General features: G+C 75.1%; 19 protein-coding genes and 1 pseudogene. 16 read left to right on the top strand and 4 right to left on the bottom strand.

The features are described from left to right. The first annotated feature begins 65 nt into the window (after positions 1-65). The 3 genes from OO47_RS30090 (at position 66) to OO47_RS30080 (ending at position 3,264) form a co-directional block, all read left to right on the top strand. On the top strand, positions 66-782 hold the full coding sequence (locus OO47_RS30090) for a hypothetical protein (RefSeq protein WP_030222224.1): 717 nt from the start codon (positions 66-68) through the stop codon (positions 780-782). Between the two features lie 59 nt (positions 783-841). After that, entirely contained in the window at positions 842-1,612 is a 771-nt protein-coding gene (locus tag OO47_RS30085; RefSeq protein WP_030222223.1) for an SDR family NAD(P)-dependent oxidoreductase, read from the top strand. Positions 1,613-2,016: 404 nt separating this feature from the next. Beyond that, a complete protein-coding gene (locus tag OO47_RS30080; protein ID WP_051716368.1) occupies positions 2,017-3,264 on the top strand; it encodes an MFS transporter in 1,248 nt (415 codons plus the stop codon). Positions 3,265-3,343: 79 nt separating this feature from the next. Here the strand turns inward: OO47_RS30080 and OO47_RS30075 are convergent, their stop codons facing one another. The 3 genes from OO47_RS30075 to OO47_RS30065 form a co-directional block, all read right to left on the bottom strand. Continuing rightward, the gene (locus tag OO47_RS30075; RefSeq protein ID WP_030222222.1) at positions 3,344-5,032 is read right to left on the bottom strand and encodes an AMP-binding protein; all 1,689 of its coding nucleotides are present in this window, start codon (positions 5,030-5,032) and stop codon (positions 3,344-3,346) included. Between the two features lie 91 nt (positions 5,033-5,123). Further along, positions 5,124-5,576, bottom strand: coding sequence for a nitroreductase/quinone reductase family protein (locus tag OO47_RS30070; RefSeq protein WP_030222219.1), 453 nt, complete (start codon positions 5,574-5,576; stop codon positions 5,124-5,126). Continuing rightward, positions 5,576-6,109, bottom strand: coding sequence for a VOC family protein (locus OO47_RS30065; protein ID WP_030222216.1), 534 nt, complete (start codon positions 6,107-6,109; stop codon positions 5,576-5,578). The genes OO47_RS30070 and OO47_RS30065 overlap by 1 nt, the downstream gene beginning before the upstream one ends. Before the next feature lie 320 nt (positions 6,110-6,429). Between OO47_RS30065 and OO47_RS30060 the strand changes: the two genes are divergently transcribed. The 12 genes and pseudogenes from OO47_RS30060 (at position 6,430) to OO47_RS30000 (ending at position 21,687) form a co-directional block, all read left to right on the top strand. Continuing rightward, positions 6,430-8,106, top strand: a complete 1,677-nt coding sequence (locus OO47_RS30060) for an FAD-dependent oxidoreductase (RefSeq protein WP_030222213.1) — start codon at positions 6,430-6,432, stop codon at positions 8,104-8,106. 110 nt (positions 8,107-8,216) lie between these two features. Next, positions 8,217-9,167 (top strand): aldo/keto reductase, encoded by a 951-nt coding sequence (locus OO47_RS30055; RefSeq protein ID WP_030222211.1) that lies wholly within the window; start codon positions 8,217-8,219, stop codon positions 9,165-9,167. A 147-nt stretch (positions 9,168-9,314) separates the two neighbouring features. Further along, the gene (locus tag OO47_RS30050) at positions 9,315-10,535 is read left to right on the top strand and encodes a sedoheptulose 7-phosphate cyclase (protein WP_078490048.1); all 1,221 of its coding nucleotides are present in this window, start codon (positions 9,315-9,317) and stop codon (positions 10,533-10,535) included. Continuing rightward, the gene (locus OO47_RS38675; RefSeq protein ID WP_051716367.1) at positions 10,532-12,790 is read left to right on the top strand and encodes an ROK family protein; all 2,259 of its coding nucleotides are present in this window, start codon (positions 10,532-10,534) and stop codon (positions 12,788-12,790) included. The genes OO47_RS30050 and OO47_RS38675 overlap by 4 nt, the downstream gene beginning before the upstream one ends. Continuing rightward, complete coding sequence (locus OO47_RS34250) at positions 12,787-13,644, top strand: sugar phosphate isomerase/epimerase family protein (protein ID WP_051716366.1); 858 nt, start codon at positions 12,787-12,789, stop codon at positions 13,642-13,644. The genes OO47_RS38675 and OO47_RS34250 overlap by 4 nt, the downstream gene beginning before the upstream one ends. Further along, a complete protein-coding gene (locus OO47_RS30030; protein WP_030222202.1) occupies positions 13,629-14,312 on the top strand; it encodes an HAD-IA family hydrolase in 684 nt (227 codons plus the stop codon). Before OO47_RS34250 ends, OO47_RS30030 begins: the two co-directional genes overlap by 16 nt. A gap of 73 nt (positions 14,313-14,385) precedes the next feature. Continuing rightward, a pseudogene (locus tag OO47_RS30025) lies at positions 14,386-15,465 on the top strand (serine hydrolase domain-containing protein); the annotation flags it as partial. Then, complete coding sequence (pdhA, locus tag OO47_RS30020; protein WP_167345367.1) at positions 15,450-16,652, top strand: pyruvate dehydrogenase (acetyl-transferring) E1 component subunit alpha; 1,203 nt, start codon at positions 15,450-15,452, stop codon at positions 16,650-16,652. The pseudogene OO47_RS30025 and the gene pdhA, both read left to right, overlap by 16 nt. A gap of 1 nt (position 16,653) precedes the next feature. After that, a complete protein-coding gene (locus tag OO47_RS30015; protein WP_030222200.1) occupies positions 16,654-17,661 on the top strand; it encodes an alpha-ketoacid dehydrogenase subunit beta in 1,008 nt (335 codons plus the stop codon). Between the two features lie 7 nt (positions 17,662-17,668). Then, positions 17,669-19,150: a dihydrolipoamide acetyltransferase family protein gene (locus tag OO47_RS30010; RefSeq protein ID WP_407696368.1), complete on the top strand. Its 1,482-nt coding sequence runs from the start codon at positions 17,669-17,671 to the stop codon at positions 19,148-19,150. A gap of 42 nt (positions 19,151-19,192) precedes the next feature. Continuing rightward, positions 19,193-20,281, top strand: coding sequence for a transaldolase family protein (locus OO47_RS30005; RefSeq protein WP_158708721.1), 1,089 nt, complete (start codon positions 19,193-19,195; stop codon positions 20,279-20,281). Next, positions 20,278-21,687 (top strand): MFS transporter, encoded by a 1,410-nt coding sequence (locus tag OO47_RS30000; RefSeq protein WP_234323346.1) that lies wholly within the window; start codon positions 20,278-20,280, stop codon positions 21,685-21,687. Before OO47_RS30005 ends, OO47_RS30000 begins: the two co-directional genes overlap by 4 nt. 185 nt (positions 21,688-21,872) lie before the next feature. On the opposite strand, the gene OO47_RS29995 is transcribed toward OO47_RS30000, so the two are convergent. Continuing rightward, positions 21,873-22,493, bottom strand: a complete 621-nt coding sequence (locus OO47_RS29995) for a TetR/AcrR family transcriptional regulator (protein WP_051716365.1) — start codon at positions 22,491-22,493, stop codon at positions 21,873-21,875. A gap of 176 nt (positions 22,494-22,669) precedes the next feature. On the opposite strand from OO47_RS29995, the gene OO47_RS29990 reads away from it, so the two are divergent. Beyond that, on the top strand, positions 22,670-23,977 hold a 1,308-nt coding region (locus OO47_RS29990), incomplete at its 3' end, for an IS701 family transposase (protein WP_234323345.1).

Raw genomic sequence — 23,977 nt, 5'->3', positions numbered from 1 at the left:
CGAGGATGCCGCCGTCGCGCACCACCATGCCGTGTTCACGTGCCCGTTCGTCCCTGGGAGGACCCATGCGCCACAGCCTCGGCCGACTTCGGCTGGCCGCCCTCAACATCGACGGCGTCCTGCTCAACGACACCTTCAGCCCCGTGATCCACGCCTTCGTCGTCGGGCGGGGCGGCACCTACACCGCCGAGACCGAGCGCGCGGTGTTCTCGCAGCCCCAGCACGTGGCCGGCCGCAACATGGCCGCCGCCGTGCCGCAGTCCCTCAGCGGGGAGGAGGCCCTCGCCGCCTACTTCGCCGAGCGCGACGCCTACCTCGTCGACCACCCGGTCGCCGTCATGGACGGCGCGATCGACCTCGTACGGCGGCTGCGGGCGCTCGGCCTGCGGACCGTCTGCTACGGAGGGCTTCCCGCCCCGCACTTCGACCGGTTCCTCGGGGAGTGGGCGGACCTGTTCGACGGACCCCGCTACGTGTGCACCAACGACTTCCGCCCCGGGATCCACGAGATCACCACCGAGGTCTTCGGCCTCGAACACGGGGAGGCGCTCTTCGTCGACGACGTGGCCCGCGTGGCCGAGGCCGCCCGGGACCTCGACGTCCCCTTCATCGGCCACCCCAGCACCTTCGTGCACAGCTTCCAGCGGCAGTTGATGCGCGCGGCCGGCGTGCGGCACCTCGTGGACTCCCTCGCGGAGATCGACGAGACCCTGGTCCGAGCCGTCGACGCCGAGGCGCTGCACGGCACGGTGTGGAGCGACGCCGTTCCGGCCGGAGCGTGAACGACCGTGACGAGTGAGCGAGTTGTGCGACCAGCCGATACGAGCCCGCGAGGAGCGGCATGAACGACCAGCGACCGATGGCCGGCCGAGTGGCCATGATCACCGGAGCGTCCAGCGGCATCGGCGAGGCGGCCGCCCACGCGTTCGCCGACGAGGGCGCGGCCGTCGTCCTGGTCGCGCGGCGCGGCGAGCGGCTGCGCGCCCTCGTCCGGAAGATCGAGGACTCCGGCGGGCGCGCCCTCGCGGTCGAGGGCGACGTCACCGACGCCGGCCGGATGCGCGAGGCCGTCGAAGCCGCCGTGGAGGCGTACGGGCGGCTGGACCACGCCTTCAACAACGCCGGTTACGCCTCGGCGGGCCTCCCGCTGCACGAGATCGACGACGACGTCTTCCGGCGGACCATGGACGTGAACGTGACGGGCGTCTGGAACTGCATGCGCCACCAGATCCCCGTGATGCTGGGGCAGGACTCCGGCGGGTCCATCGTCAACACGGCCAGCGTCGCCGCCACCCGCGCCACGGGAGCCAGCGCCGCGTACGTGGCCGCCAAGCACGCCGTCCTCGGCATGACCCGGGCCGCGGCGGCCGACTACGGCACCGCGGGCATCCGGGTCAACGCCCTGGTCGTGGGCGCCACGCGCACCGAGATGATGGAGGAGGTGCTGGCGCAGGACGCCGGGCTCGAGCAGCGGTTCGCGGACGACTCCGTACAGAAGCGCATGGCCGCGCCCTCCGAAGTGGCCGCTGCCGCGCTGTGGTTGTGCGGGGACGGCGCCTCGTACGTGACCGGGGCCGCGATGCCGGTCGACGGGGGAGCGACCGCCGTCTGACGGACCTCCGGGTCCTTGGTCGTTCCTCGTCCTCCTCCCCCCGGCCGTCGGGAAACCCGGCGCGACTTGCGGCAGTCGGCGGCGACAGCCGGGCACGGCGCTGGTGTGCTGACCGGCAGAGACGCCGTGCCCGACGGCCGGCGGGGAAACCCGGAGGAGACACGATGCACGGAACCGCGTCCGCGTCCGAGGACGTATCCACGACCGCGACCGCGTCCGGAGCCACATCCGCGTCCGGAGCCACATCCGCGTCCGGAGCCACATCCGCGTCCGCGTCCGAGGACGTATCCACGACCGCGTCCGCGACCGGAGCCGTATCCGCGACCGGAGCCACATTCGCGTCCGTGTCCGAAGACGCATCCGTGACCGCGTCCGCGACCGGAGCCGTATCCACGACCGCATCCGTGACCGGAGCCGTGTCCGAGACCTCGACCGGGCCGGGCGGTGGTGCGCCCGACCCCTCCCCGCCGGGCCCCCCGGCCCGGAGCGGGCGCGCCCTCGCCGTCCTCGGGCTGAGCGCGTTCGTGGTGGGGACCGCCGAGTTCGCCGTGATCGGCGTCCTCGACCGGATGGCCGGGAGCCTCCGCGTCAGCACCGCCACGGCGGGCCTCCTGGTCACCGCGTACGCGATCGGCGTGTGCCTGGGCGGGCCGCTCCTGACGGCGGTGACGCTCCGGCTGCCCCGCCGGCTCCTGCTGGCCGTCGCGCTCGGCGGCTACGCCCTGGCCAACGTCGTCGCGGCCCTCTGGGCGGACTTCGCCGCTGTCGTCGCGGTGCGCGTGCTCGCGGGCTCCGTCCACGGCCTGTTCGTCGGCGCCGCCTCCGCGACGGCCGCCGCGCTGGTCCCGGCGGAGCGCAGGGGCCGGGCCGTGGCCGTGGTCTTCGGCGGGATCGCCGCGGCCAACCTCCTGGGCGTGCCGCTGGCGGCCTTCGTCGGCCGGGTCCTGCCCTGGCAGTACGCCTTCGCCGGGATCGCCGCCCTCGCCTGCGCGGCGCTGCTGCTGACGTGGGCGGCGGTGCCGGCGTCCGCCGCCGGCGGGCGGCAGGCGCTCCGCGCGCAGTTCCGGCACGTCGCGAAGGCGCCGGTGGCGGGGCTCCTCGCGATCGCCGTGCTCGTCTTCTGCGGCCTGTTCACCGCGTTCACCCAGCTGAGCGGGTACCTCCAGGAGGTCGTCGGGGTCCCGGGCGGTGCCGTCGGCCTGTACCTGCTCGTCTTCGGGGCCGCCGGTTCCGCCGGCACCGCGCTCGGGGGCCGGCTCGCCGACCGGGCCGCCGGCGCCACCGTGATCGCGGCGACCGCGGTGCTGGTCCTGGTCCTCGTGGCGCTCTTCCCGCTCGGCGGGCGGCCCGTGGCCGTGGGCGCGTGCGTCGCGGTCTGGGGCCTCGCCGGCTTCGGCCTCGCCCCCGCCCTCCAGCTCCGGACGATCCGTGCCGCCGGGCCCGGCGGCGACCTCGCGGCGACGCTCGGCGCCTCGGCGGGGAACGCCGGCATCGCGGTCGGAGCGGCCCTCGCGAGCGGGATCACGGGGGCGTACGGGTTCGCCGTGCTGCCGCTCGTCGCGGCGGCGGTCTGCGCGGCGACGCTGCCCCTGGCCTGGGTCTTCCTGGCGTCGGAGCGGTTCCGGGAGGCCCCCGTGCAGACCGCTCCGTAGGTACGGGCGCGCACAGCGGTGCGGGGCCGGGACCAGGCCGTACGCCGTGGTCCCGGCCCCGCACCGGCCGTGTCGCACGTCAGAGGCAGTCCTCCTCGCGGTACTCGGCGGTCCCGCCGCCCCGCTCCGCCGCCGCGCGCAGCTCCACCCGCCGGATCTTCCCCGAGATCGTCCTGGGCAGCTCGGCGAACTCGATGCGCCGCACCCTCTTGTACGGGGGGAGCTCCGCCCGGGAGTGGGCGAAGAGCAGCTTCGCCGTGTCCCGGGTCGGCTCCCAGCCCTCCGCGAGGACCACGTACGCCTTCGGCACCGACAGGCGCAGGGCGTCCGGCGCGGGCACCACGCCGGCCTCCGCCACGGCCTCGTGCGCGAGCAGGGCGCTCTCCAGCTCGAACGGGGAGATCTTGTAGTCGGAGGACTTGAACACGTCGTCCCTGCGGCCGACGTAGGTGAACCGCCCGTCGGGGCCGCGCACCGCCAGGTCGCCCGTGCGGTAGTGACCGCCGGCGGTCGCCTCGGCGGTGCGGTCCGGGTCGCCCTCGTACCCCGTCATCACCCCGACGGGGGCGGCGGACAGGTCGACGCAGATCTCGCCCTCGTCGGCCGGGCGGCCCGTGGCCGGGTCGAGCAGGGCGACGGTGAAGCCGGGGCTCGGCCGGCCCATCGAGCCGGGCGTGACCGCCGAGCCGGGGGTGTTCGCGATCTGGACGGTCGTCTCCGTCTGCCCGAAGCCGTCCCGCACGGTCACCCCCCACGCCCGCCGCACCGTCTCGACGACCTCGGGGTTCAGGGGTTCGCCAGCCGCCACCGCCTCCCTCGGCGGGGTGCGCAGCCGGCCCAGGTCGGCCTGGACGAGCATGCGCCACACGGTCGGCGGCGCGCAGAACGTGGTCACGCCCGCGCGGTCCATCTCCGCCATCAGACGGCCCGCGTCGAAGCGCGTGTAGTTGTGCACGAAGACGGTCGCCTCGGCGTTCCACGGGGCGAAGAGGCTGGACCAGGCGTGCTTGGCCCAGCCGGGCGAGGAGATGTTCAGGTGCACGTCGCCGGGCTTCAGCCCGATCCAGTACATGGTGGACAGGTGACCCACCGGGTACGAGGCGTGGGTGTGGCGGACCAGCTTCGGCCGGGAGGTCGTGCCGGAGGTGAAGTAGAGCAGCAGCGGGTCGTCGGCGAGGGTCGGGCCGTCGGGCGCGTACTCCTCCGGGGCCGTCAGGGAGTCCTCGTAGTCCAGCCAGCCGGGGAGCGGGGCGTGCGCCGGCCGGCCGACCGCGACGCGGGTGAAGCCGCCGGGCACCGCGGCGAACCTGGCGTGGTCCTCCGCCCGGGCGACGACGTGGCGGACCGCGCCGCGCCCGACGCGGTCCGCCAGCTCGACCGCGTTCAGGAGCGGCGTCGCCGGGACGAGCACGGCGCGCAGCTTCATCGCGGCCAGCGCCGTCTCCCACAGCTCCTTCTGGTTGCCGAGCATGACCAGGACGCGGTCGCCCGCGCGGACGCCCCGCGCGCGCAGCCAGTTCGCGACCTGGTCCGAGCGGCGGGCGAGTTCCGCGAAGGAGTACCGGTGGTGGGTGCCGTCCTCCTCCGCGATCCGCAGGGCCGTGCGGTCGTTGCCGCGGGCGATCGCGTCGAACCAGTCCAGGGCCCAGTTGAACCGCTCCGGACGGGGCCAGCGGAAGCCCGCGTACGCCGTCTCGTAGTCCTCCCGGTGGGCGAGCAGGAAGTCCCGTGCGGCCCGGAACTCCTCGGTGGGGTCGGGCGTGGTCATGCGTTGCTCCTTCGTGGTGGGGGCGCCCGGCGGCCCCGGGCCGTGCCGTCCGCCGGCCGTGGGGCCTTTGTGGGGTTCGTTCCGGGACGGGTCAGTCGGTGTCGTCCACGGGGACCAGGGCGACGACGGGGATGGTCCGGTCCGTCCTGGCGCGGAACGTGGCGAAGTTCGGGTCCTGCTCCGTCTGCAGGCGCCACAGCTCCTCGTGCTCCGACTCCGGCACCGGCTCGGGCCGTACGGTCAGGCGCCGCGTGCCGACCTCCACCACGCCCTCGCCGGCCGCCATGAGGTTGCGGTACCAGCCGGGCGCCACGGGCGCCCCGCCGTTCGCGGCGAAGACGACGTGGCGGCCGTCCCGGACCAGGTGGACGAGGGGCGTGGTGCGGGTCAGACCGCTGACCCGGCCCCTGGTGCTGAGCAGCAGCAGGGGAACGGAACCGAAGCTCTCCACCCGGCCGCCGTTGGCCCGGAATTCCTCGATGACGCCCCGGTTGAAGGCGTTGCTGTTGACGGTCTCGTCGACCGTCCCGTTCGTCTCCTGCATCAGTTCCATTCACCTTCGGGGAGGAAGAGGCGGGTGTCGGTGGTCTGCTCGAACGGCATTCCGGCCGGCATGTTGATGAGTTCCATGGAAAGGCCCCACGGGGTCGTGAAGTACACCCAGCGGTCTCCGGCGATCGGACCGTCCTCGATGGTCTCCGGCTCGCCTAGGAGGGTCACGCCGGGCTGTTCGCGCAGATACGCGGCGGCCTTGTCGACGTCGTCCACGTAGAGGGCGAAGTGGTGCCCGCCCCAGTCGCTGTTGCGGGGCCGGGTGCGGTCCTGGTCGGGGGAGTCGTACTCGAAGAGTTCGAGGTTGGTCACCGGGCCCAGGCGCAGCATGGCGATCTTCGCCGAGGCGCGCGGGTGCACGGCGAGCTTCTCGGTCATCCAGGTGCCCTCGGGGTCCTCCACCGGGCCGAGCCGGTAGGCCAGTTCGGCGCCGATGACCTCGGTGAAGAACTCCACCGCCTGGTCGAGGTCGGGCACGGTGTAGGCGATGTGGTGCACCGCGCGTGCTCCGGGGATCCTGCTCAACGTCACTCCGTCCGCCGGGGGTCCGCCTCCGGCGGGCCCCGTGCCGTCGCCCGTGCGGATGCCCGGGCAGGGCCGACGATGCGGCCCCGCGGCCCCCCGGGCAAGGCGTAGTTACCGAAGTGCGCCGACATGCCGAAGTGGATTCCGGGGGTTGGTGCCGGCGCGCCCGCTCCTGTTGGAATGCATGCGTCGCCGCGGAGCCGGAAAGCTTTCACCGCGGCGGAATCGGCCGAGTGCGACCGCCTTCGATGCGCCCCCGTTTCTGCATTCATGGGCTGGACTTCTTCCCCAATGAAACCGAAGACCAGGAAACGACGAAGATGACGAATGAAATGAAGCGCCGCAGGTTCGTGGGCACGGGATCGGGAATCGCCCTCGCCACCGCCGCCGGCGGTCTCGCAGGGGCCCCCGGCGCGCGTGCCGACGACGGCGGGGGCGCCGTGCCGGAGGACCCGGCCGGCGCGCGGTCGACCGCCGTCACGGTGCTTCCGGCCGACCCCCGCTACCCCGACCTCACCTCGGGCATGAACCAGCGCTGGCAGGCCCGGCCGGACAAGATCGTGCTGCCGAGGACGACGGCCGAGGTCGTCGCCGCGGTCCGCGAGGCCGTCTCCACCGGCAAGCGGCTCTCGGTGACCAGCGGCGGGCACTGCTTCGAGGACTTCGTCTTCAACGCCGACGTCAGGATCAACCTCAAGCTGTCGCTGATGAACCAGGTCGCCTTCGACCCGGCGATGAACGCCTTCGCCGTCGGCGGCGGCGCCACCCTCCTCGACGTGTACGAGGCCCTGTACGAGGGCTGGGGCGTGACCATACCCGGCGGCATATGCCACAGCGTCGGCGTCGGCGGCCACATCACCGGCGGCGGGTTCGGCAACCTCTCCCGCCAGTACGGCCTGACCGTCGACCACCTGCACGCCGTGGAGGTCGTGGTGGTCGCCGCGAACGGCACGGTCCGCAGCGTGGTCGCCGCCCGGGACTCCGCCGACGCCCGCCTGCGCGACCTGTTCTGGGCGCACACCGGCGGTGGCGGCGGCAGCTTCGGCATCGTCACCAAGTTCTGGTTCCGCACCCCGGGCGCCACCGGGGCCCCGGAGAACCTGCTGCCCAAGGCGCCTTCGCAGGTCTTCCTGACCCTGGCGAACTGGCCCTGGGAGAAGGTCACGCAGGACGGCTTCGGCCGCCTGGTCACCTACTGGGGCCGGTGGCTGGAGCAGAACAACACGGCGGGCACCACGGGCGGTTCGCTCTACTCGTGGCTGCTGCTCAACCACCGCGACAGCGGTGCGCTGGGCGCCGTCGTCCAGCTCGACGCCTCGCTCCCGGACGCCCCGGCCGTCCTGTCGGACTTCCTCGCCGGCATGGACCTGGCGCTGGGCCTGAGCTCGACGACCCGGCGCTCCTCGGGCGTGGTCGACTCCGCGTACACCACGACGAGGCTGCTGCCGTGGCTGCGCGGCACCCGCTACATCGGCTCCATCTCCCCCACCCAGCTCGACCCGACCACCCGCAGCATCCACAAGTCGTCCCACCTGCGCACGGTGACGCCCCAGCGGCAGATCGACGCCATGTACCGGAACCTCACGAGCACCGACGGGCCGAGCGCCCTCACCGGGATCGTGCTCTCCGCGTCGGGCGGCCGGATCGCGTCCGTCCCGCCGAACGCCACGGCGGTCGCCCAGCGCGACGCGATCATGAAGACCAACTTCGAGAGCCTCTGGTACGACACCAGGGACGACGCCCGGAACATCGCCTGGGTGCGCAACGCCTTCCGCGACGTCTACGCCGACACCGGCGGCGTCCCGGTGCCCAACGGCGTCACCGACGGCTGCTACATCAACTACCCCGACGGCGACCTCTCCGACCCGGCCTTCAACACCTCCGGGGTCCCCTGGCACGACCTGTACTGGAAGGGCAACTACGCCCGGCTCCAGCAGGTCAAGCGCGACTGGGACCCGAGGAACGTCTTCCAGCACCGGCAGTCGGTCCGCCTCTGACGGCCACCGCGCCGCTCCCTCCCCCCACGGAACCGCCGGCCCCGCCGGCCCCTTCGACCCCTTCGACCACTTTCCCCCCTTCCGCAATCCGTTCCAAGGAGAGAACCCTCATGCGCACCACCACCCTCGGCACCAACGGGCCCGTAGTCGGCCGCATCGGCCTCGGCACCATGGGCATGTCCTTCGGCTACGACCCGCACGGCTGGGACGACGACGCCTCCGTCGCGGTGATCCACCGCGCCCTCGACCTCGGCGTCAACCTGATCGACACGGCCGACGTCTACGGCCCCTTCACCAACGAGAACCTCGTCGGACGGGCCCTCAAGGGCCGTCGCGACGAGGTGGTCCTGTCCACCAAGGGCGGCCTCGTCGTCGGCGAGGACGGCCTCGGCCTCGACGGACGCCCCGAGCACCTCACCGCCGCGGTCGAGGCCAGCCTGAGCCGCCTGGGCACCGACCGCATCGACCTCTACTTCCTGCACCGCGTGGACCCGCGGGTTCCGCTGGAGGAGAGCTGGGGCGCCCTCGCCGAGCTCGTCCGCCAGGGCAAGATCCGGTCGCTCGGCCTCTCCGCCGTCACCCTGGAGCAGGTGCGCGCCGCGCAGGCCGTGCACGAGGTGGCCGCCGTCGAGTCCGAGGCCTCGCTCTTCACCCGGGACGCCTTCGCCGACGTCCTGCCGTACACCGTGGAGAACGGCATCGCCTTCCTGCCCTTCTCGCCGCTGGGCCGCGGTCTGCTCACCGGCGCCTTCACCAACCCGGCCGACCTGCCCAAGGACGACTGGCGCAGCACCCAGCCGCGCTTCACCGAGGAGGCCTTCGCCCACAACAAGGCGATCGTCGACGCCGTGCGCGCCGTCGCCGACCGGCACGAGGCCACCCCGGCGCAGGTGGCGCTGGCCTGGCTCCTCACCAAGGGCGAGCACGTCGTCCCGATCCCCGGCACCAAGACCGAGCGCTACCTCGTCCAGAACGCCGGTGCCGCGGCGCTGGACCTCACCGACCAGGACGTCGCCGAACTGGACGCCCTGCCCGCACCCCTGGGCGCCCCCGAGGCGTGATCGCGCCCCCTCCTCCGGCCGGGTGACCCCCCGCCGGAATCCGTTCCGCCCCCGCCGGTCCGGGAGACCCCCGGGCCGGCGGGGACGGGGCACACCGGCCCCGTCCCGCCTCCTCGTCCCGACCTTCAGACCGGAGTACCCCCAGCGATGACCGAGATCACCACGGCCCGTCCGGGCAGCAGCCTCACCTCCGCCTTCGACATCCCCCGCCCGCCCGGCCTGACCTGGTACGTCCAGTCCCGGATGCCGGTGGGCTACGAGGTCTCCCTCACCCGGGGACTCCTCAACCCGGCCAACCCCGTCCTCGCCCGCTCGGTCGGCGCCGACGGCCGCGGGACCGTCCGCACGCTCGTCGTCGTGGACCGGGCCGTGGACGAGCTCTACGGCCCCGGCCTGCGCGGCTACTTCGACGCCTGGCGGGTCGACGCGGTCTGGAAGGTCATGCCCGGCGACGAGGAGACCAAGAACCTCGACCAGGTCGTCGAGGTGACCAGGGCCATGACCGACATGGGCATCCTGCGCCGCACCGAACGCGTCGTCGTGGTCGGCGGCGGCGTCCTGATGGACGTCGTCGGGATGGCCGCGAGCCTCTACCGCAGGGGCGCCCCCTACGTGCGGGTCCCCACGACCCTCGTCGGCCAGGTCGACGCGGGCGTCGGCGTCAAGACCGGCGTCAACCACGGCACCCACAAGAACCGCCTGGGCACCTACTTCGCCCCCGAGGTCACCCTCATCGACCCCGAGTTCCTGCGGACGGTGGAGCCCCGGCACATCGCCAACGGACTCGCCGAGATCATCAAGATGGCGCTCATCAAGGACGGCGCGCTCTTCGAGCTCCTGGAGGAGAACGTCACCCGGATCACCAACCACGCGCTCGCCGACTGCGGGGCGGCGATGAGCGAGGTCGTCTCCCGGGCCATCGCCGGCATGCTGGACGAGCTGGAGCCCAACCTCTGGGAGAGCGTCCTGGAGCGCTCGGTCGACTACGGGCACACCTTCAGCCCCTCCCTGGAGCTGCGCGCCGACCCGCCGCTGCTGCACGGCGAGGCCGTCGCGGTCGACATGGCCGTCTGCCTCGCCCTGGCCGTCGGACGGCGGTACCTGTCCGAGGGCGACGCCCACCGCGCCCTCGCCCTCATCGCCGGCTGCGGACTCCCGCTGACCCACCCGGTGTTCACCCCCGAACTCCTGGAGGTCGGCCTCGCCGACGCGGTCAAGCACCGGGACGGCCTCCAGCGCCTGCCGCTGACCGACGGAATCGGCTCCTGCGTCTTCGTCAACGACATCACGGCCGACGAACTGGCCCGCGCCCTGGAGTTCGTCCGGGCGTACGCGGACGCGGCCCGCGCGGACGGACCGGGCCGGTGAGCACGCCCGGCCCGATCACCGTCCTCGACGTGGGCGGCACCCATGTGCGCAGCGCCGCCTGGTCGCCCGGCGGCGGCCTCGGCGAGGTCCTGGACCAGCCGTCCCCGAGCCGGCTGAGGAACCCCGGCACCCCCGTGGCCGAGCTGCGGGAACGCCTCCTCGGCACCATCTGCGCGGCCGTCCCCCGCGGGCCCGGCGGCGCCGTGGCCGGCGTCTCCTTCGGCGCGGCCCTCGACCACCGCAGCGGCACCGTCTACGGCTCCGCACCGCTGTTCGGCGACGAGACCACGCCCCTGGACCTGCGGGGCGAGCTCCGCGCCCGGCGCCCCGACGTCCGGTGGCACGTCGTCAACGACGTCACCGCCGCGCTGCTGCACTTCGTCTCCGCGCCGCACCGCCGGGCCCACCGCAAGGTGCTCCTGATGACCGTCAGCTCCGGCATCGCCTGCCGGACCGTGGACCTGCGCAGCGGCACCATCGCCACGGACGGCTGCGGACTCCAGGGCGAGGTCGGCCACCTGCCCGCGACGGCCCGGCTGGCGGGCGGACCCGTCGAGCTGCTCTGCGACTGCGGACGGCCCGGCCACGTCTCCTCGTACGCCTCGGGGCCCGGCCTCCGCCGGATGGCCGACGTCCTGCGGGAGCGCGTCCCCGACCGCTGGGAGCGGTCGCTCCTGGGCCGCGCGACGGCGGAGGGCACCGCCTTCGAGCCGGCGCTCCGGGCCGCCCTGGACGCGGGCGACGACCTCGCGGCCGAACTGCTCGACGCGTCCACCGCGCCCGTCGCCGACGTGCTGCGCAGCGCGCTCTGCCTCGACCCGGAGCTGGACGAGCTCGCCCTCAGCGGCGGCGTGCCCGGCGGTCTCGGCCCGCACTACCGGGCGTCGGTCCTCGGCCACCTCCGGCGCGAGGGCCTGTACCTCACCGGGGAGCGCGCGCCGGACTGGGTGACCGACCGCATCACGGTCTGCTCCCCGGGCGAGGCCAACGGCCTCATCGGGGCGGGCCTCGCGGCCCTGGACGGCGAATCGCCCGCCGCCGGCCCCGACCGGGGCCCGGCGGACGCGGACGCGGACGGTACGGGAGTGGACGGAGGCGGTACGGAAGCGGACGCGAGCGGTACGGGCGCGGGCGCCACGCACCCCGCCGTCGTACGGGAGGGGGACGCGACGCGGCTGCGCCCGCGGCCCACACCCGCGCCCGGCCCCGGGGAGCTCAGCGTCGCGCCCCTCGTCGCCGGGGTCTGCGGCACCGACCTGCAGATCCTGCGGGGGCTGCGCGACGACGGCGCCCCGGTCCTCGGCCACGAGGGCGTGGCCCGGATCGTGGAGGCGGGCCCCGGCGTGGCCGATCCGCGCCTGGTCCCCGGCGCCCGCGTCGTCGTCAACCCCACGCACCCCTCCGACCCGTCGTTCCTCCTCGGGCACAACGTGGACGGCATGCTCCAGGCCCGGATGCTCATTCCGGAGAACGCCGTCCGCGACGGCCTCGTCGTCCCCCTGGAGCAGGTCCCCGACGGGAACCTGCCCGCCCTGATCGAGCCGCTGGCGGTCGTGCGGTACGCCCTGCTCGCCCTGCGCGCCCACGACCCCGACACCCTGCTCGTCATCGGGGACGGCACCGTCGGCCACCTGGCCGTGCGCGCCGCCGGGCGCTGGCTCGGCCGCCCCGTGCGGACCGTCCACGTGCACCACACCCGGGAGGGCCTGGAGTGGAGCGCGGGGGCGCCGCACCGGGCCGACCACCCCGTCCGCCGGGAGGACCTGGAGGCGGGGGCGCTCGCCGGGACGCTGGACCGGGGACGGGTGGCGGTCCTCGTCGCCACCCCGGCCCCGGCGACCCTCCCGGGCCTCGAACTGGCCCTGGCGGTCACGGAGGGCGCCGAGGTCGCCGTCGACCTCGTCGGCGGGCTGCGCCGGCCCGCGTTCAGCGACCGGTTCCCGGGCGTCGACCTGGCCGAGGTCCGGGCCGCCAACTGCGGCGGACTGCCCGTGCCGCCCGTCGTCGGACGGCTCACCGCGGCGGACGGCCGGAAGGTGTCCGTCCTGGGCCACCGCGGCGTGGCCAACGAGCACCTGGAGTACGCGGCGGCCGAACTGTGCCGGGACCCGGAGCGCTACCGGGACCTGGTGACGCACGAGACGGACCTCGCCGGCGCCGCCGGGATCCTGACCGGGCTCGCCCGCGACGAGGGCCGGACCGTCGCCGGACGGCGGCTGGTGAAGCTCGCCGTACGGACGGGGGCCCCGTCATGAGCCTCCCGCTGACCGGCCTCGTCGACTGGCGGCTCCCCGTGCGCGGCGAGGCGGCCGTGGACCTGGCCTTCCAGTACCGCGTCGACGGCCTCCAGTTCGACCTCGGCGGACCCGGGCGCGGCCCCTGGCTGGACCGGCCGGGGACGGTCGGCGGCACGGTGGGGCGGCTGCGCCGCACCGCCGCGGCCGCCGGCGTCACCCCGCTCGGCGTGGCGGCCAACGTGCTCAACGACCTCGGCCTCACCGCCGAGCCGGGCACCCTGGCCGCCGCGCGGGTGCGGTCGGTGCTCCGCCGGCTGCTCGACGTGGGACGGGAGCTCGGCGTCCCGCTGGTGTTCGTGCCGAGCTTCCGGCGCAGCGCCATCGACGGCGAGCCGGCCCTGCGGCGCACCGCCGAGGTGCTGCGCTGGGCGGCCGAGCGGGCACGGGCCCGCGGCCTGCTCCTGGCGAACGAGAACGTGCTGCCCCCGCACCTGGCCCTGCGGCTCGTCGAGGAGGTCGGCTCGCCGGCGTTCCGGCTGCTGCTCGACAGCTACAACCCGGTCGGCGCCGGCCTCGACGTACCCGGCCTGGTGGAGGCGACGGCCCCCTTCCTCGCCGACCAGATCCACCTCAAGGACGGGCGCGCCGGCACCGCCGCCACCCCGCTCCTCGGCGACGGCGACGGACGCGTCGACGCGACCGTCGACGCCGTGGCGCGCCGCCTGCCGGGCGTGCGCGCGGTCGTCCTGGAGAACGACCACCGCGACGGGGACGGGGCCCGGCTCCGCGCGGACCTCGCACGGGCCCGGGCGTTCGCCCACCGGCTGGACCGACGACGAATGGAGGCGGCACAGCCATGCCCCTCGTACTGACCGCTCAGGCCCTGCTGTTCGACATGGACGGCACGCTCGTGGACTCCACCGCCGCCGTGGAGCGCACCTGGCACCGGTTCGCCGCGCGCCACGGCCTCGACGCGGCCGAGATCCTGGCCTCCGCACACGGGCAGCGGACGGTGGAGACCGTCGCCGCGCACGCCCCGCCGGGCACCGACGTGGCCGCGGAGACGGCCTGGCTCGTCGCCCGGGACACGGCCGACACCCGCGGCACCGTCGCCGTGCCGGGGGCCGCCGAACTCCTCGCGGCGCTGCCGCCGCACCGCTGGGCGCTCGTCACCTCCGCGGGCCGGGAGCTGGCCGTGCGCCGCATGGAGGCCGCCGGACTTCCGCTGCCCGAGGTCCTGATCAGCGCGGACGACGTACGGGAGGGCAAGCCCTCGCCGGAGGGCTTCGAGGCCGCCGCGGCCCGCCTCGGCGTCAGCCCCTCGGCCGCCGTCGTCTTCGAGGACGCCGAACTGGGCCTGCTGGCCGCCCGGTCCGCCGGCTGCTTCCCGGTGGTCGTGGGCGCGTACGACGGCTCCGCCGCCCGGGGGCGCCCCCGCGTCGCCGACTTCACCGGCGTCACCTGCGCCGCCTCGGACGAGGACGGCCTGCGCCTGGTGCTGCCGGCCCCCGCGCCCGCCCCCGTACCCGCCCTGAGCTGACCCGCCCTCCTCTCCCACCCCCCTCTCACCCCCCACCTCCCTCCCCATCCCCTCCGATCGGAGTGCCTTCGTCATGTCCACAGACCAGGAAACGCTGATTCACGGCCACGTCGCCCCCGGATTCGAGGCCGTCCGCGAGGAGTTCGCCCGCAACTTCGCCGAGCGGGACGAACAGGGAGCGGCCGTCGCCGTGACCCTCGACGGCGAGCTCGTCGTCGACCTCTGGGGCGGCTCCGCCGACCCCACCCGCGGCGTCCCGTGGGGCGGCGACACGCGCCAGCTGATCTTCTCCGGCAGCAAGGGCGTCCTCGCCACCGCCCTGCTCCTCCTCGTCGACCGCGGCGTCGTCGACCTGGACCGTCCGGTCGCCCACTACTGGCCCGAGTTCGCCGCCGAGGGCAAGGAGGGGGTGACCCTGCGCGAGGTGGTGACCTTCACGGCCCGGATGCCGGCCGTCGCGGCGCCGCTGACCCAGGACGACCTGGCGCGCCCCGAGGAGATGGCGAAGCTCCTCGCCGACCAGCCGCAGGAGAGCGACCCGCGCGCGGAGGGCATCCTCTACGGCCCGTACGCGACCGGCTGGATCGTCGCCGAGGTGATCCGCCGCGTCGACGGACGCCGCCTCGACCGCTTCTTCGCCGAGGAGATCGCCGGCCCGCACGGACTCGACATCTCCTTCGGCGTCCCGCGCGAGCTGGCGCACACGGTGGCGCGCACCGAGTACGGGACCGGCTTCCGCGCCCAGTTCAGCGGCTACTTCACCAGCGAGGACCCGCTCACCCGGCGCATCTGGCAGAACCCGGTCCCGTTCCCGGAGGACGAGGAGATCTGGAACCGCCCGGACCGCCGCTTCGGCCTGATCCCCGCCGCCAACGTCATCGGCTCCGCGCGCGCCTTCGCGACCTTCTACGGCATCCTCGCCGCCGACGCGGCCCGCCCCCACGACGAGGAGCCGGTCCTGCTCTCCCGCCGGCTGCTCGACGAGGCGCGGGCCCCGCGCGTCAGCAAGGTCGACCAGCTCATCGACGTCCCCATGGTGTACGGCGGGGGCGGCTACCGGCTGCGGACCAATCCGCGCCCCGGCGTCGACGGCGACTCCTTCGGCCACGACGGGGCCGGCGGCTCGGCCAACCAGGCCTGGCCGCGCGCCCGCGCGGGCGTCTCGTACGTGATGAACCGGCTCATAGCCCTCGGCCCCGACGACAAGCGGGCGTCCTCGCTCGTCAAGGCCGTGGCGGCGTCGATGGCCGGTCTCGGCATCGGGAGCGGGGCGTGACCGGGGACGGGGTACGGCTCCTGGCGCCGGACGGCACCCGGGTGCCGCATCCGGAGCACTCGATCGACCTCTCCCCGGAGGAACTGCGGTCCCTCTACCGGGACATGGCGCTGGCGCGGCGGTTCGACGCGGAGGGGGTGACCCTCCAGCGCCAGGGCGAGCTGGGCCTGTGGCCGTCGCTGCTCGGGCAGGAGGCCGCCCAGGTCGGTTCGGTACGGGCCCTGCGGGACGACGACCACGCCTTCCCCAGCTACCGGGAGCACGCCGTCGCGCTGGGCCGGGGCATGGACCCGCTCGCGCTCCTGCGCCTCTTCCGGGGCGTCGACCACGGCGACTGGGACCCGGCGGAGCACCGCTTCCACCTGTACACCCTGGTCATCGGCTCGCAGACGCTGCACGCCACCGGGTACGCCCTCGGCCTGGCCAAGGACGGCTCCGAGTCCGCCGTCGTCGCCTACTTCGGCGACGGCGCCACCGCGCAGGGCGACGTGTCCGAGGCGTTCAACTTCGCCGCCGTGTACGGCGCCCCCGTGGTGTTCTTCTGCCAGAACAACCAGTGGGCGATCTCGGAGTCCAACGAGCGCCAGACCCGGGTGCCGCTGCACCAGCGGGCGCGGGGCTTCGGCTTCCCCGGCGTCCGGGTCGACGGCAACGACGTCCTCGCGTGCCTCGCCGTGACCCGGTGGGCCCTGGAGCGCGCCCGCCGGGGCGAGGGCCCGACGCTGATCGAGGCGTTCACCTACCGCATGGGGGCCCACACCACCTCCGACGACCCGTCCCGCTACCGGGACGCGGCCGAGGTGGAGAGCTGGCGGGCCAAGGACCCGCTGCTGCGGCTCGAACGCCTGCTGCGGGCCGAGGGCGCCTCGGACGACGCCTTCTTCGCCGCGACCGAGGCGGCCGGCGAGGAGCTGGCCGCACGGGTCCGCGAGGGCGTCCGGTCCATGGCCGCACCCGGCGTCCACGAGCTCTTCGACCACGTCTACGCCGAACCGCACGCCCTGGTGGACGAGGAACGCGCCGCGTTCGACGTCTACCGGGCCGCTTTCGTCCAGGAGGGCTGACATGACCGGGACGACGTCCACGCCGGCGGGCCCCGAGCGGACGACCCTGGTGGCGGCGCTCAACGCCGCCCTGCGCGCCGCCCTCGCCGAGGACCCGAGGACGCTCCTCATGGGGGAGGACATCGGCCGCCTCGGCGGGGTGTTCCGGGTGACCGACGGACTGCAGAAGGACTTCGGCGAGGGCCGGGTGATGGACACCCCGCTGGCCGAGTCCGGCATCGTCGGCACCGCGATCGGCCTCGCGCTGAGCGGCTACCGGCCGGTCGTGGAGATCCAGTTCGACGGGTTCGTCTTCCCGGCGTACGACCAGATCGTCACCCAGCTGGCCAAGATGCACGCCCGCTCGCGGGGCAAGGTGCGGCTGCCGGTCGTGATCCGCATCCCCTACGGGGGCGGGATCGGCGCCGTGGAGCACCACTCGGAGTCGCCGGAGGCGCTGTTCGCCCACGTCGCCGGGTTGCGGGTCATGTCGCCCGCCACCCCGTCCGACGCGTACTGGATGCTCCGGGAGGCGATCCGGAGCGACGACCCGGTGGTCTTCCTCGAACCCAAGCGGCGCTACTACGAGAAGGGCGAGGTCGACCGCCGGCCCGCCGCCCGGCCCGGCCCGCCCCGCGCGCGCGTGGTGCGCGAGGGCACGGACCTCACGCTGGTGGCGTACGGGCCGATGGTCGCGACCTGCCTGAACGCCGCGGCGGTGGCGGCCGAGGAGGGCCACGAGCTCGAGGTGATCGACCTCCGCTCGATCTCCCCGATCGACTTCGACGCCGTCGACCGCTCGGTCCGCCGGACGGGCCGCCTCGTCGTGGCGCACGAGGCGCCGGTCTTCTTCGGCGCCGGGGCGGAGATCGCCGCCCGGATCACCGAGCGCTGCTTCTACCACCTGGAGGCGCCCGTCCTGCGGGTCGGCGGCTTCCACACTCCCTATCCGCCGTCCCGGCTGGAGGACGAGTACCTCCCCGGGCTCGACCGCGTCCTCGACGCGGTCGACCGAGCGCTCGCCGCGTGAAGGGGCTCTGCCGAAGATGACGGACACCAAGGTCCGGTACCAGGAGTTCCGCCTGCCCGACGTCGGTGAAGGACTGCAGGACGCCGAGATCGTCCGCTGGCACGTCGGCGCGGGCGACACGGTGACGGACGGGCAGGTGGTCTGCGAGATCGAGACGGCCAAGGCCGTGGTCGAACTGCCCGTCCCGTTCGAGGGGGTGGTGCGGGAACTGCGCTTCCCCGAAGGGGCGACGGTGGACGTGGGCGAGGTCATCATCACCGTCGCGCCCCCGGACGCCGCAGGGCCCCCGGACGCCGCAGGGCCCCCGGACGCCGCAGGGCCCCCGGAGGAGCCCGTCCGCACGCCGGTCCTGGTCGGGTACGGGGCGGCCGCCGCGCCGACCGCCCGCCGCCCCCGCCGCGCGGCTCCGGCACCCGCCCCGGCCGGCCGCGGCGCCGACCGGCCGCGGGCCAAGCCCCCGGTGCGGAAGCTGGCCCGGGACCTGGGGGTGGACCTCGACCGGGTACGCCCCAGCGGACCGCACGGGGACGTCACCCGCGAGGACGTCCGCACGGCGGCGGCGACGTCCGCCGGCCCGGCGGGAGCTCCCGGCCCGGCGGCTCCCGGTTCGGTGGCGTCCGGCCCTGCGGCTTCCGGCTCCCCGGCCCCCGGTTCGGTGGCCCCCGGTTCGGTGGCCCCCGGTTCGGTGGCTTCCGGCTTCGTGGCCTCCGGGCCGGTGGCTCCCGGCCTTGCGGCGCCCGCCCCCGCGGCTTCCGCCCCCGCGGCCCCCGGCCCGGTCCCGGCGGAGGCGTACGAGACGCGGGTCCCCGCCACCGCCGTTCGCAGGGCGACCGCGCGGGCCATGACCGCCAGCGCCTTCGGCGCCCCCCACGTGACGGAGTTCGTCACGGTCGACGTCACCCGCACCATGAAGCTCGTCGAACGCCTCAGGAAGGATCCCGAGTTCGCCGGCGTCCGGGTGAGCCCGCTCCTCCTCGCCGTCCGCGCCCTGCTCTTCGCCGTCCGCCGCCACCCGGAGATCAACGCCTCCTGGGACGAGGAGCGGCAGGAGATCGTCCTCAAGCACCGGGTCAACCTCGGCGTCGCCGCGGCGACCCCGCGCGGACTGCTCGTGCCCAACGTCAAGGACGCGCAGTCCCTCACCCTGCCCCGGCTCGCCGCCGCCCTCGACGGCCTCGTGACCACCGCCCGCGAGGGCCGGACCACGCCGGCCGACCTCGCCGGCGGGACCCTCACCGTCACCAACATCGGGGTCTTCGGCATCGACACGGGAACCCCGATCCTCAACCCCGGCGAGGCGGCGATCCTCGCCCTCGGCGCGATCGGCCCCCGCCCGTGGGTCCACCGGGGCCGGGTCGTGCCCCGCCAGGTCACCACGCTCGCCCTGTCCTTCGACCACCGGCTCGTCGACGGGGAGCTCGGCTCGCGGGTCCTCGCGGACGTCGCCGCCGTGCTCCACGACCCGCGGCGTCTGGCCACCCATGGCTGAGGGCGTCCCGCACCATCCACACGACACTCCCCGGGAGGGACCGTGAACACGAGCAGCGTACGGAGGCGACCCGCCACCGGGACCGTGGCGCTCTGGCTCGACCTGAAGGACGCCGCGGCGGAGCGCGCGCGGCCGGAACGGCTCGCGGCCATGGGCGCCGCGGGCCGGATCGCCGGGGCCCGGCTGGGCCCGGAGGCCGGCGTGGCCGCGGCGCGGCGGGTGTGCGACGCGCTCCGCCCCCTGCACGACCGGACCGGGGGCCGCCGGGGGACCGTGGTGCTCGGCCTCCCGTCCCCGGCCTCCTCCCCGCACCCCTCCCCGCCCTCCGGGCCGCGCCCGGCACCGGACGCCGCCGGGCTGGTCCGCGGGGCGGCGTCCCTCGCCGACCGGGTGGACCGCCCCAACCGGGCCGTCGCCCTGCCGGCGAACGACGCGGGCGTCGCCGCCATGGAGGTCCTGCTCGGCCGGGGCCTCCCCGTCCACCTGGCCACCTGCTTCTCCGCCCGCCGGTACGAGCAGGCGGCCGCCGCCTACCTCGCGGCGCTGACCCGGGCCCACGCCGAGGGCCGCGACCCGGCCGCCCTCGCCTCGACGGTGGCGTTCGGACTGCGGCCCCTCGACGTACGGATCGACGCGCTCCTGGACCGGGCGGGCGGCGAGGAGGCGAAGGCCCTGCGGGGGACCGCGGCCCTGCTCGCCGCCCGACTGGCCCAGCGGGCGGGCGCCCGGCTGTTCGACCCCCGCACCTCACCGGCCTGGAAGGCGCTCGCCGCCGCCGGCGCGCGCCCCCTGCGCCTGGTCTGGACGGAGCTCGGCGACCTCGCGCCCGCCGACGGCGCCCCGGCCGGCTACACCGCCGGACTCGGCGCGGCGGACGCCACCCTCGCCGTACCGGCGGAGGCGTTCGACGCGGCGACGGACCTGCGGCCCGGCCCGGCCCGGGCGGACGAGGAGGCGGACGCGCGGGCCGAGCACTTCGAGGCCTGCCTCAGGTGGTTCGGCATCCGCCCGGACGAGGTCGTGCGGGAACTGGAGGGAGAACCGGTGGAAGCGGACGCCGCGCCCGCCGCGGTCACGGGGCCGTCGCGCCCCTCGCGGGACAGGACACTGGTCGCCGGGGGTGCCTCGTGAGCCCGCAGGACCTCTCCCGCCGGTTCGGCCCGTCGCTCGCGCCCCGCTCGCCGACCCCCGTGACGCGGAAGGCGGACCACCCGCGGACGGCGGACCACCCGCGCCCGTCACGGGCTCCGCGTCCGTCACGGGCCCCGGAGCCGGGGGCGCCGAAGCGCCTGGGCGCGGCCACCGCGGTCGTCGCCCTCGGCGGGCTGCTGTTCGGCTTCGACACGGGCGTGATCTCCGGTGCGCTGCTCTTCCTGAAGGAGGACTTCGCCCTCACCTCCTTCCAGGAGGGGACGGTCATCTCGGCGCTGCTGCTCGGCGCGGCCGCCGGCGCCCTGGGCAGCGGGCGGCCCGCCGACCGGTTCGGGCGCAAGCGCGTCCTCGTCGCGGTGGCGGCGACCTTCACGCTCGGGCTCGCCGCCGCCGTCGTGGCCCGCGACTTCGCGACCATGGTGGCGGCCCGGACGATCCTCGGCCTGGCCGTGGGCAGCGCCTCCACCGTCGTCCCGCTGTACCTCGCCGAGATCGCCCCGCCCCGGCTGCGGGGACGCCTGGTGACGGCCAACCAGGTCCTGCTCACCGTCGGCATCCTGGTGTCGTACCTGGTGAACCTGGCCTTCGCGGGCAGCGCCGACTGGCGCGCGATGTTCGCCGTGGGCCTGATCCCCTCCGTGGCCATGCTGGTGGGCACCCTCTTCATCCCCGAGAGCCCGGAATGGCTCCGCCGGGGCGCGGGGGAGCCGTCCGGGGCCCGCCCGGGCGGGACGGCCGGCCCGCTGCCGTGGGCCCGTCCGGCGGTGCGCCGCGCGCTCCTGATCGGCCTCACGCTGGCGGCCGTCCAGCAGTTCGGCGGGATCAACAGCATCATCTACTACGCCCCCAGCATCATGGCCCGGGCCGGCCTCCCGGCGACCCACTCCATCCAGTACGCGGTCTTCGTCGGGGTGGTCAACGTCGCGATGACCGTGGCGGCCGTCCCGCTCGTCGACCGCGCCGGCCGCCGGCCCCTGCTGCTGTTCTCGCTCGCGGGCATGGCGGTGTCGCTGGTCACCCTGGGCGCGGCGATGAGCGTCCCGTCCGGCCCGGCGACCAACACGATCGCCCTGATCTGCATGATCACGTACGTCGGCAGCTTCGCGATCGGCCTCGGGCCGGTGTTCTGGATCCTGGCGGCCGAGCTGTTCCCGCCCGAGGCGCGGGCGCGCGGCGGGGCGCTGTGCGCGCTGGTCAACTGGGCGGCCAACTTCGTCGTCGGCCAGCTCTTCCTGCCGGTCGCCGACGCGGTGGGCGTCTCCTGGGTCTTCTGGTTCTTCGCCGCGGTGGCGGCGGGGGCGCTGGTCTTCGTCCTGCGGCGGGTCCCGGAGACGAAGAACCGCTCGCTCGCCGACATCCAGGGGGAGTTGGCCCTCCGCCGGTGAACGGAGGCGCGAAACGAGGACGGTCGGACGGTCGGACGGTCGGCGTCGCGGAGGAAGCCCCTCGGCGACGCCGACCGTCTCCGTGCGTCGGTTGGCGGAGGTCGACCGCCGTGCGTCGGTTGGCGGAGGTCGACCGCCGTGCGTCGGTTGGCGGAGGTCGACCGCCGTGCGTCGGTTGGCGGAGGTCAACCGCCGTCTCGCGGGCCGGAGATCGCGGTCCTCAGCAGGGCCCACACCTGCTCGGCCGACGGCGGGGGCGGGGCGGCGTCGGCGTCCGCGCGCGCACCCGTCCGCCGGTGGCGGCCGCGGGCGGCGAGTTCGGTGCCTTCGAGCAGCCGGACGACGAGCGCCTCGGCCGTACCGGGCGCCACGCCCTCCCGCAGCTCCCCCTCCGCGTGCGCGCGGGCGAGCAGCGTCCTCAGGGCCGGCAGCCACGCGTGGGCCCCGGGGCGGCCGGCGGTCCCGGAGCCGGGCAGCTCGCGCCCCAGGCGGGCCGCGGCACGGGCCTCCACGCTGGTCTCCAGGAGCCGCATCAGCGCCGTCACGAGCCCTCCGAGGGCCGCCATCGGCGGCGCGGGACTGGTCAGCGCCTCGGCCACATGGGGTGCCGTGCTCGCCCAGCAGGCCGAGCGCACGGAGTCGGCAAGGGCCTCCTTCGTACGGAAGTGGAAGGTCAGCCCGCCCATCGACGTGCGGGCGCTCTCGCTGATCCGGGAGAGCGTGGTGCCTTCGTAGCCCCGGTGCTCGAACTCCAGGGCCGCCGCCCGGATCAGTGCGCTGCGTGTGCGGGCGGCGCGCTCCTGCATCGTCTGGTTCTTTCTGCCGTCATACGGATACCCCCCGGGCGCATCCTCGCGCCGCACGGCCCCCGCCGGGGGCCCGACTCCAGGAAGTAGGAGGGGATTCGGGAAATAAAAGAGAACGTTCTCTATGCTTCTATGGGTCGGCAGTTCGGAGTGGAGGACATGGAGGGGGTGTCGGCATGGCCGCGACAGGAGTGATCGGCCGTGGAGCGGCGATCGGCCGTGGGGCGGTGGGTGACCGCAGGACGGTGATCGGCCGCGGGACGGCAGGTGACCGCGGGGCGGCGGGTGACCGCACGTCGATCTCGGCGTTCAGCCAGGAGCTGTTCGCGCAGCTCCCGCGCACGGACCAGATGAGGTGGGCCGAGGTCTACCTGCGGGGGCTGCTGGCGACGCGGGGCAGGAAGTCGGTGCGCCGCATGGCGGAGACGGTCACCTCGTCCGCCACCGCCTCGCAGTCGCTCCAGCAGTTCGTCAACGCCAGCCCCTGGGACTGGAACGCGACCCGGCAGGAGCTCGTGCGCTGGATCGACGGCCGCTTCACCCCGCGCGCGTGGACCGTCGTCCCGGCGGTGCTCCCCAAGCGGGGGAACCACTCGGTGGGCGTGCACCGGCGCTTCGTCCCCGAACTCGACCGCACCGTCAACTGCCAGCTCAGCGTCGGCCTGTTCCTCTCCGGGGGCGGCGAGCACCTGCCCGTCGGGTGGCGGCTGCACCTGCCGGAGCCGTGGGCGGAGGACCCGGAGGCGCGGCGCAGGGTGCGCGTGCCGGACTCGGTGCCGTTCCGGCCCCACTGGGCCCACACGGTGGGCCTGGTGGAGGCGCTGTCGGCGCACTCGACGATCGCGCCCGCCCCGGTGGTCGCGGACGTCGGATCCACCGCAGGGGCCCATCCGGTCGTCGAGCGCCTGAACGGCGGCGGGTACGGCTTCGTCCTGGCCGTCGCCGACGACCTGCGGCTGCTGCCCGACCCGTCGCCCGTCCACCCGGCGGGAGCGGCCGCGGGCGCCCGCCCGGCCCTGGAGACCGCTCGGCAGAAGCTGCTGCGCGGCGGGGTCCGGCACCCGCACATCACGACCGTGGTCGGTCCGGACGGGCGCCCGCGGCGCGTCCAGGTGGTGTCGGTGCCCACCAGGACCCCCGTCCTGCGGCCCGACGGGACCCGCACGGTCGCCCCGGGCCGGCTCTTCGCGGAGTGGGACCCCGCCCACCGCCGGCCCGGACGCGTCTGGCTCACCAACCTCGTCCAGCACCGCATGGAGGAGCTGCTGGCGCTGGCGCAGCTGCTCGGGGGCGCGGCCGGCACGGTCGCCGCCATGGGTGAGCACCACGGGATCCGGGACTTCGAGGGCCGCTCCTTCCCCGGCTGGCACCGCCACATGACGCTGGTGTCGGCGGCCTACGCCTACCAGCGCCTCTCCGGCGTCCCGGCGCAGGCCTCCAGGGCTGTCTCTTATACACATCTCCGAGCCCACGAGACTAGGCAT

The organism is Streptomyces bikiniensis, from assembly GCF_000716625.1.
GTDB lineage: Bacteria > Actinomycetota > Actinomycetes > Streptomycetales > Streptomycetaceae > Streptomyces > Streptomyces bikiniensis.
Note: the sequence above shows the minus strand (reverse complement) of the source record. Positions and strands in the feature narration are given on the sequence as shown.

Excerpts from the sequence above, each read along its gene's own strand:
- OO47_RS30030 (WP_030222202.1), top strand. The coding sequence starts at position 13,629 with ATGCCCCTCGTACTGACCGCTCAGGCCCTGCTGTTCGACATGGACGGC.
- OO47_RS30085 (WP_030222223.1), top strand. The coding sequence starts at position 842 with ATGAACGACCAGCGACCGATGGCCGGCCGAGTGGCCATGATCACCGGA.
- OO47_RS30015 (WP_030222200.1), top strand. The coding sequence starts at position 16,654 with ATGACCGGGACGACGTCCACGCCGGCGGGCCCCGAGCGGACGACCCTG.
- OO47_RS30090 (WP_030222224.1), top strand. The coding sequence starts at position 66 with ATGCGCCACAGCCTCGGCCGACTTCGGCTGGCCGCCCTCAACATCGAC.
- OO47_RS30075 (WP_030222222.1), bottom strand. The coding sequence starts at position 5,032 with ATGACCACGCCCGACCCCACCGAGGAGTTCCGGGCCGCACGGGACTTC.
- OO47_RS30060 (WP_030222213.1), top strand. The coding sequence starts at position 6,430 with ATGACGAATGAAATGAAGCGCCGCAGGTTCGTGGGCACGGGATCGGGA.
- OO47_RS30070 (WP_030222219.1), bottom strand. The coding sequence starts at position 5,576 with ATGCAGGAGACGAACGGGACGGTCGACGAGACCGTCAACAGCAACGCC.
- OO47_RS30055 (WP_030222211.1), top strand. The coding sequence starts at position 8,217 with ATGCGCACCACCACCCTCGGCACCAACGGGCCCGTAGTCGGCCGCATC.
- OO47_RS29995 (WP_051716365.1), bottom strand. The coding sequence starts at position 22,493 with ATGCAGGAGCGCGCCGCCCGCACACGCAGCGCACTGATCCGGGCGGCG.
- OO47_RS34250 (WP_051716366.1), top strand. The coding sequence starts at position 12,787 with ATGAGCCTCCCGCTGACCGGCCTCGTCGACTGGCGGCTCCCCGTGCGC.
- OO47_RS30050 (WP_078490048.1), top strand. The coding sequence starts at position 9,315 with ATGACCGAGATCACCACGGCCCGTCCGGGCAGCAGCCTCACCTCCGCC.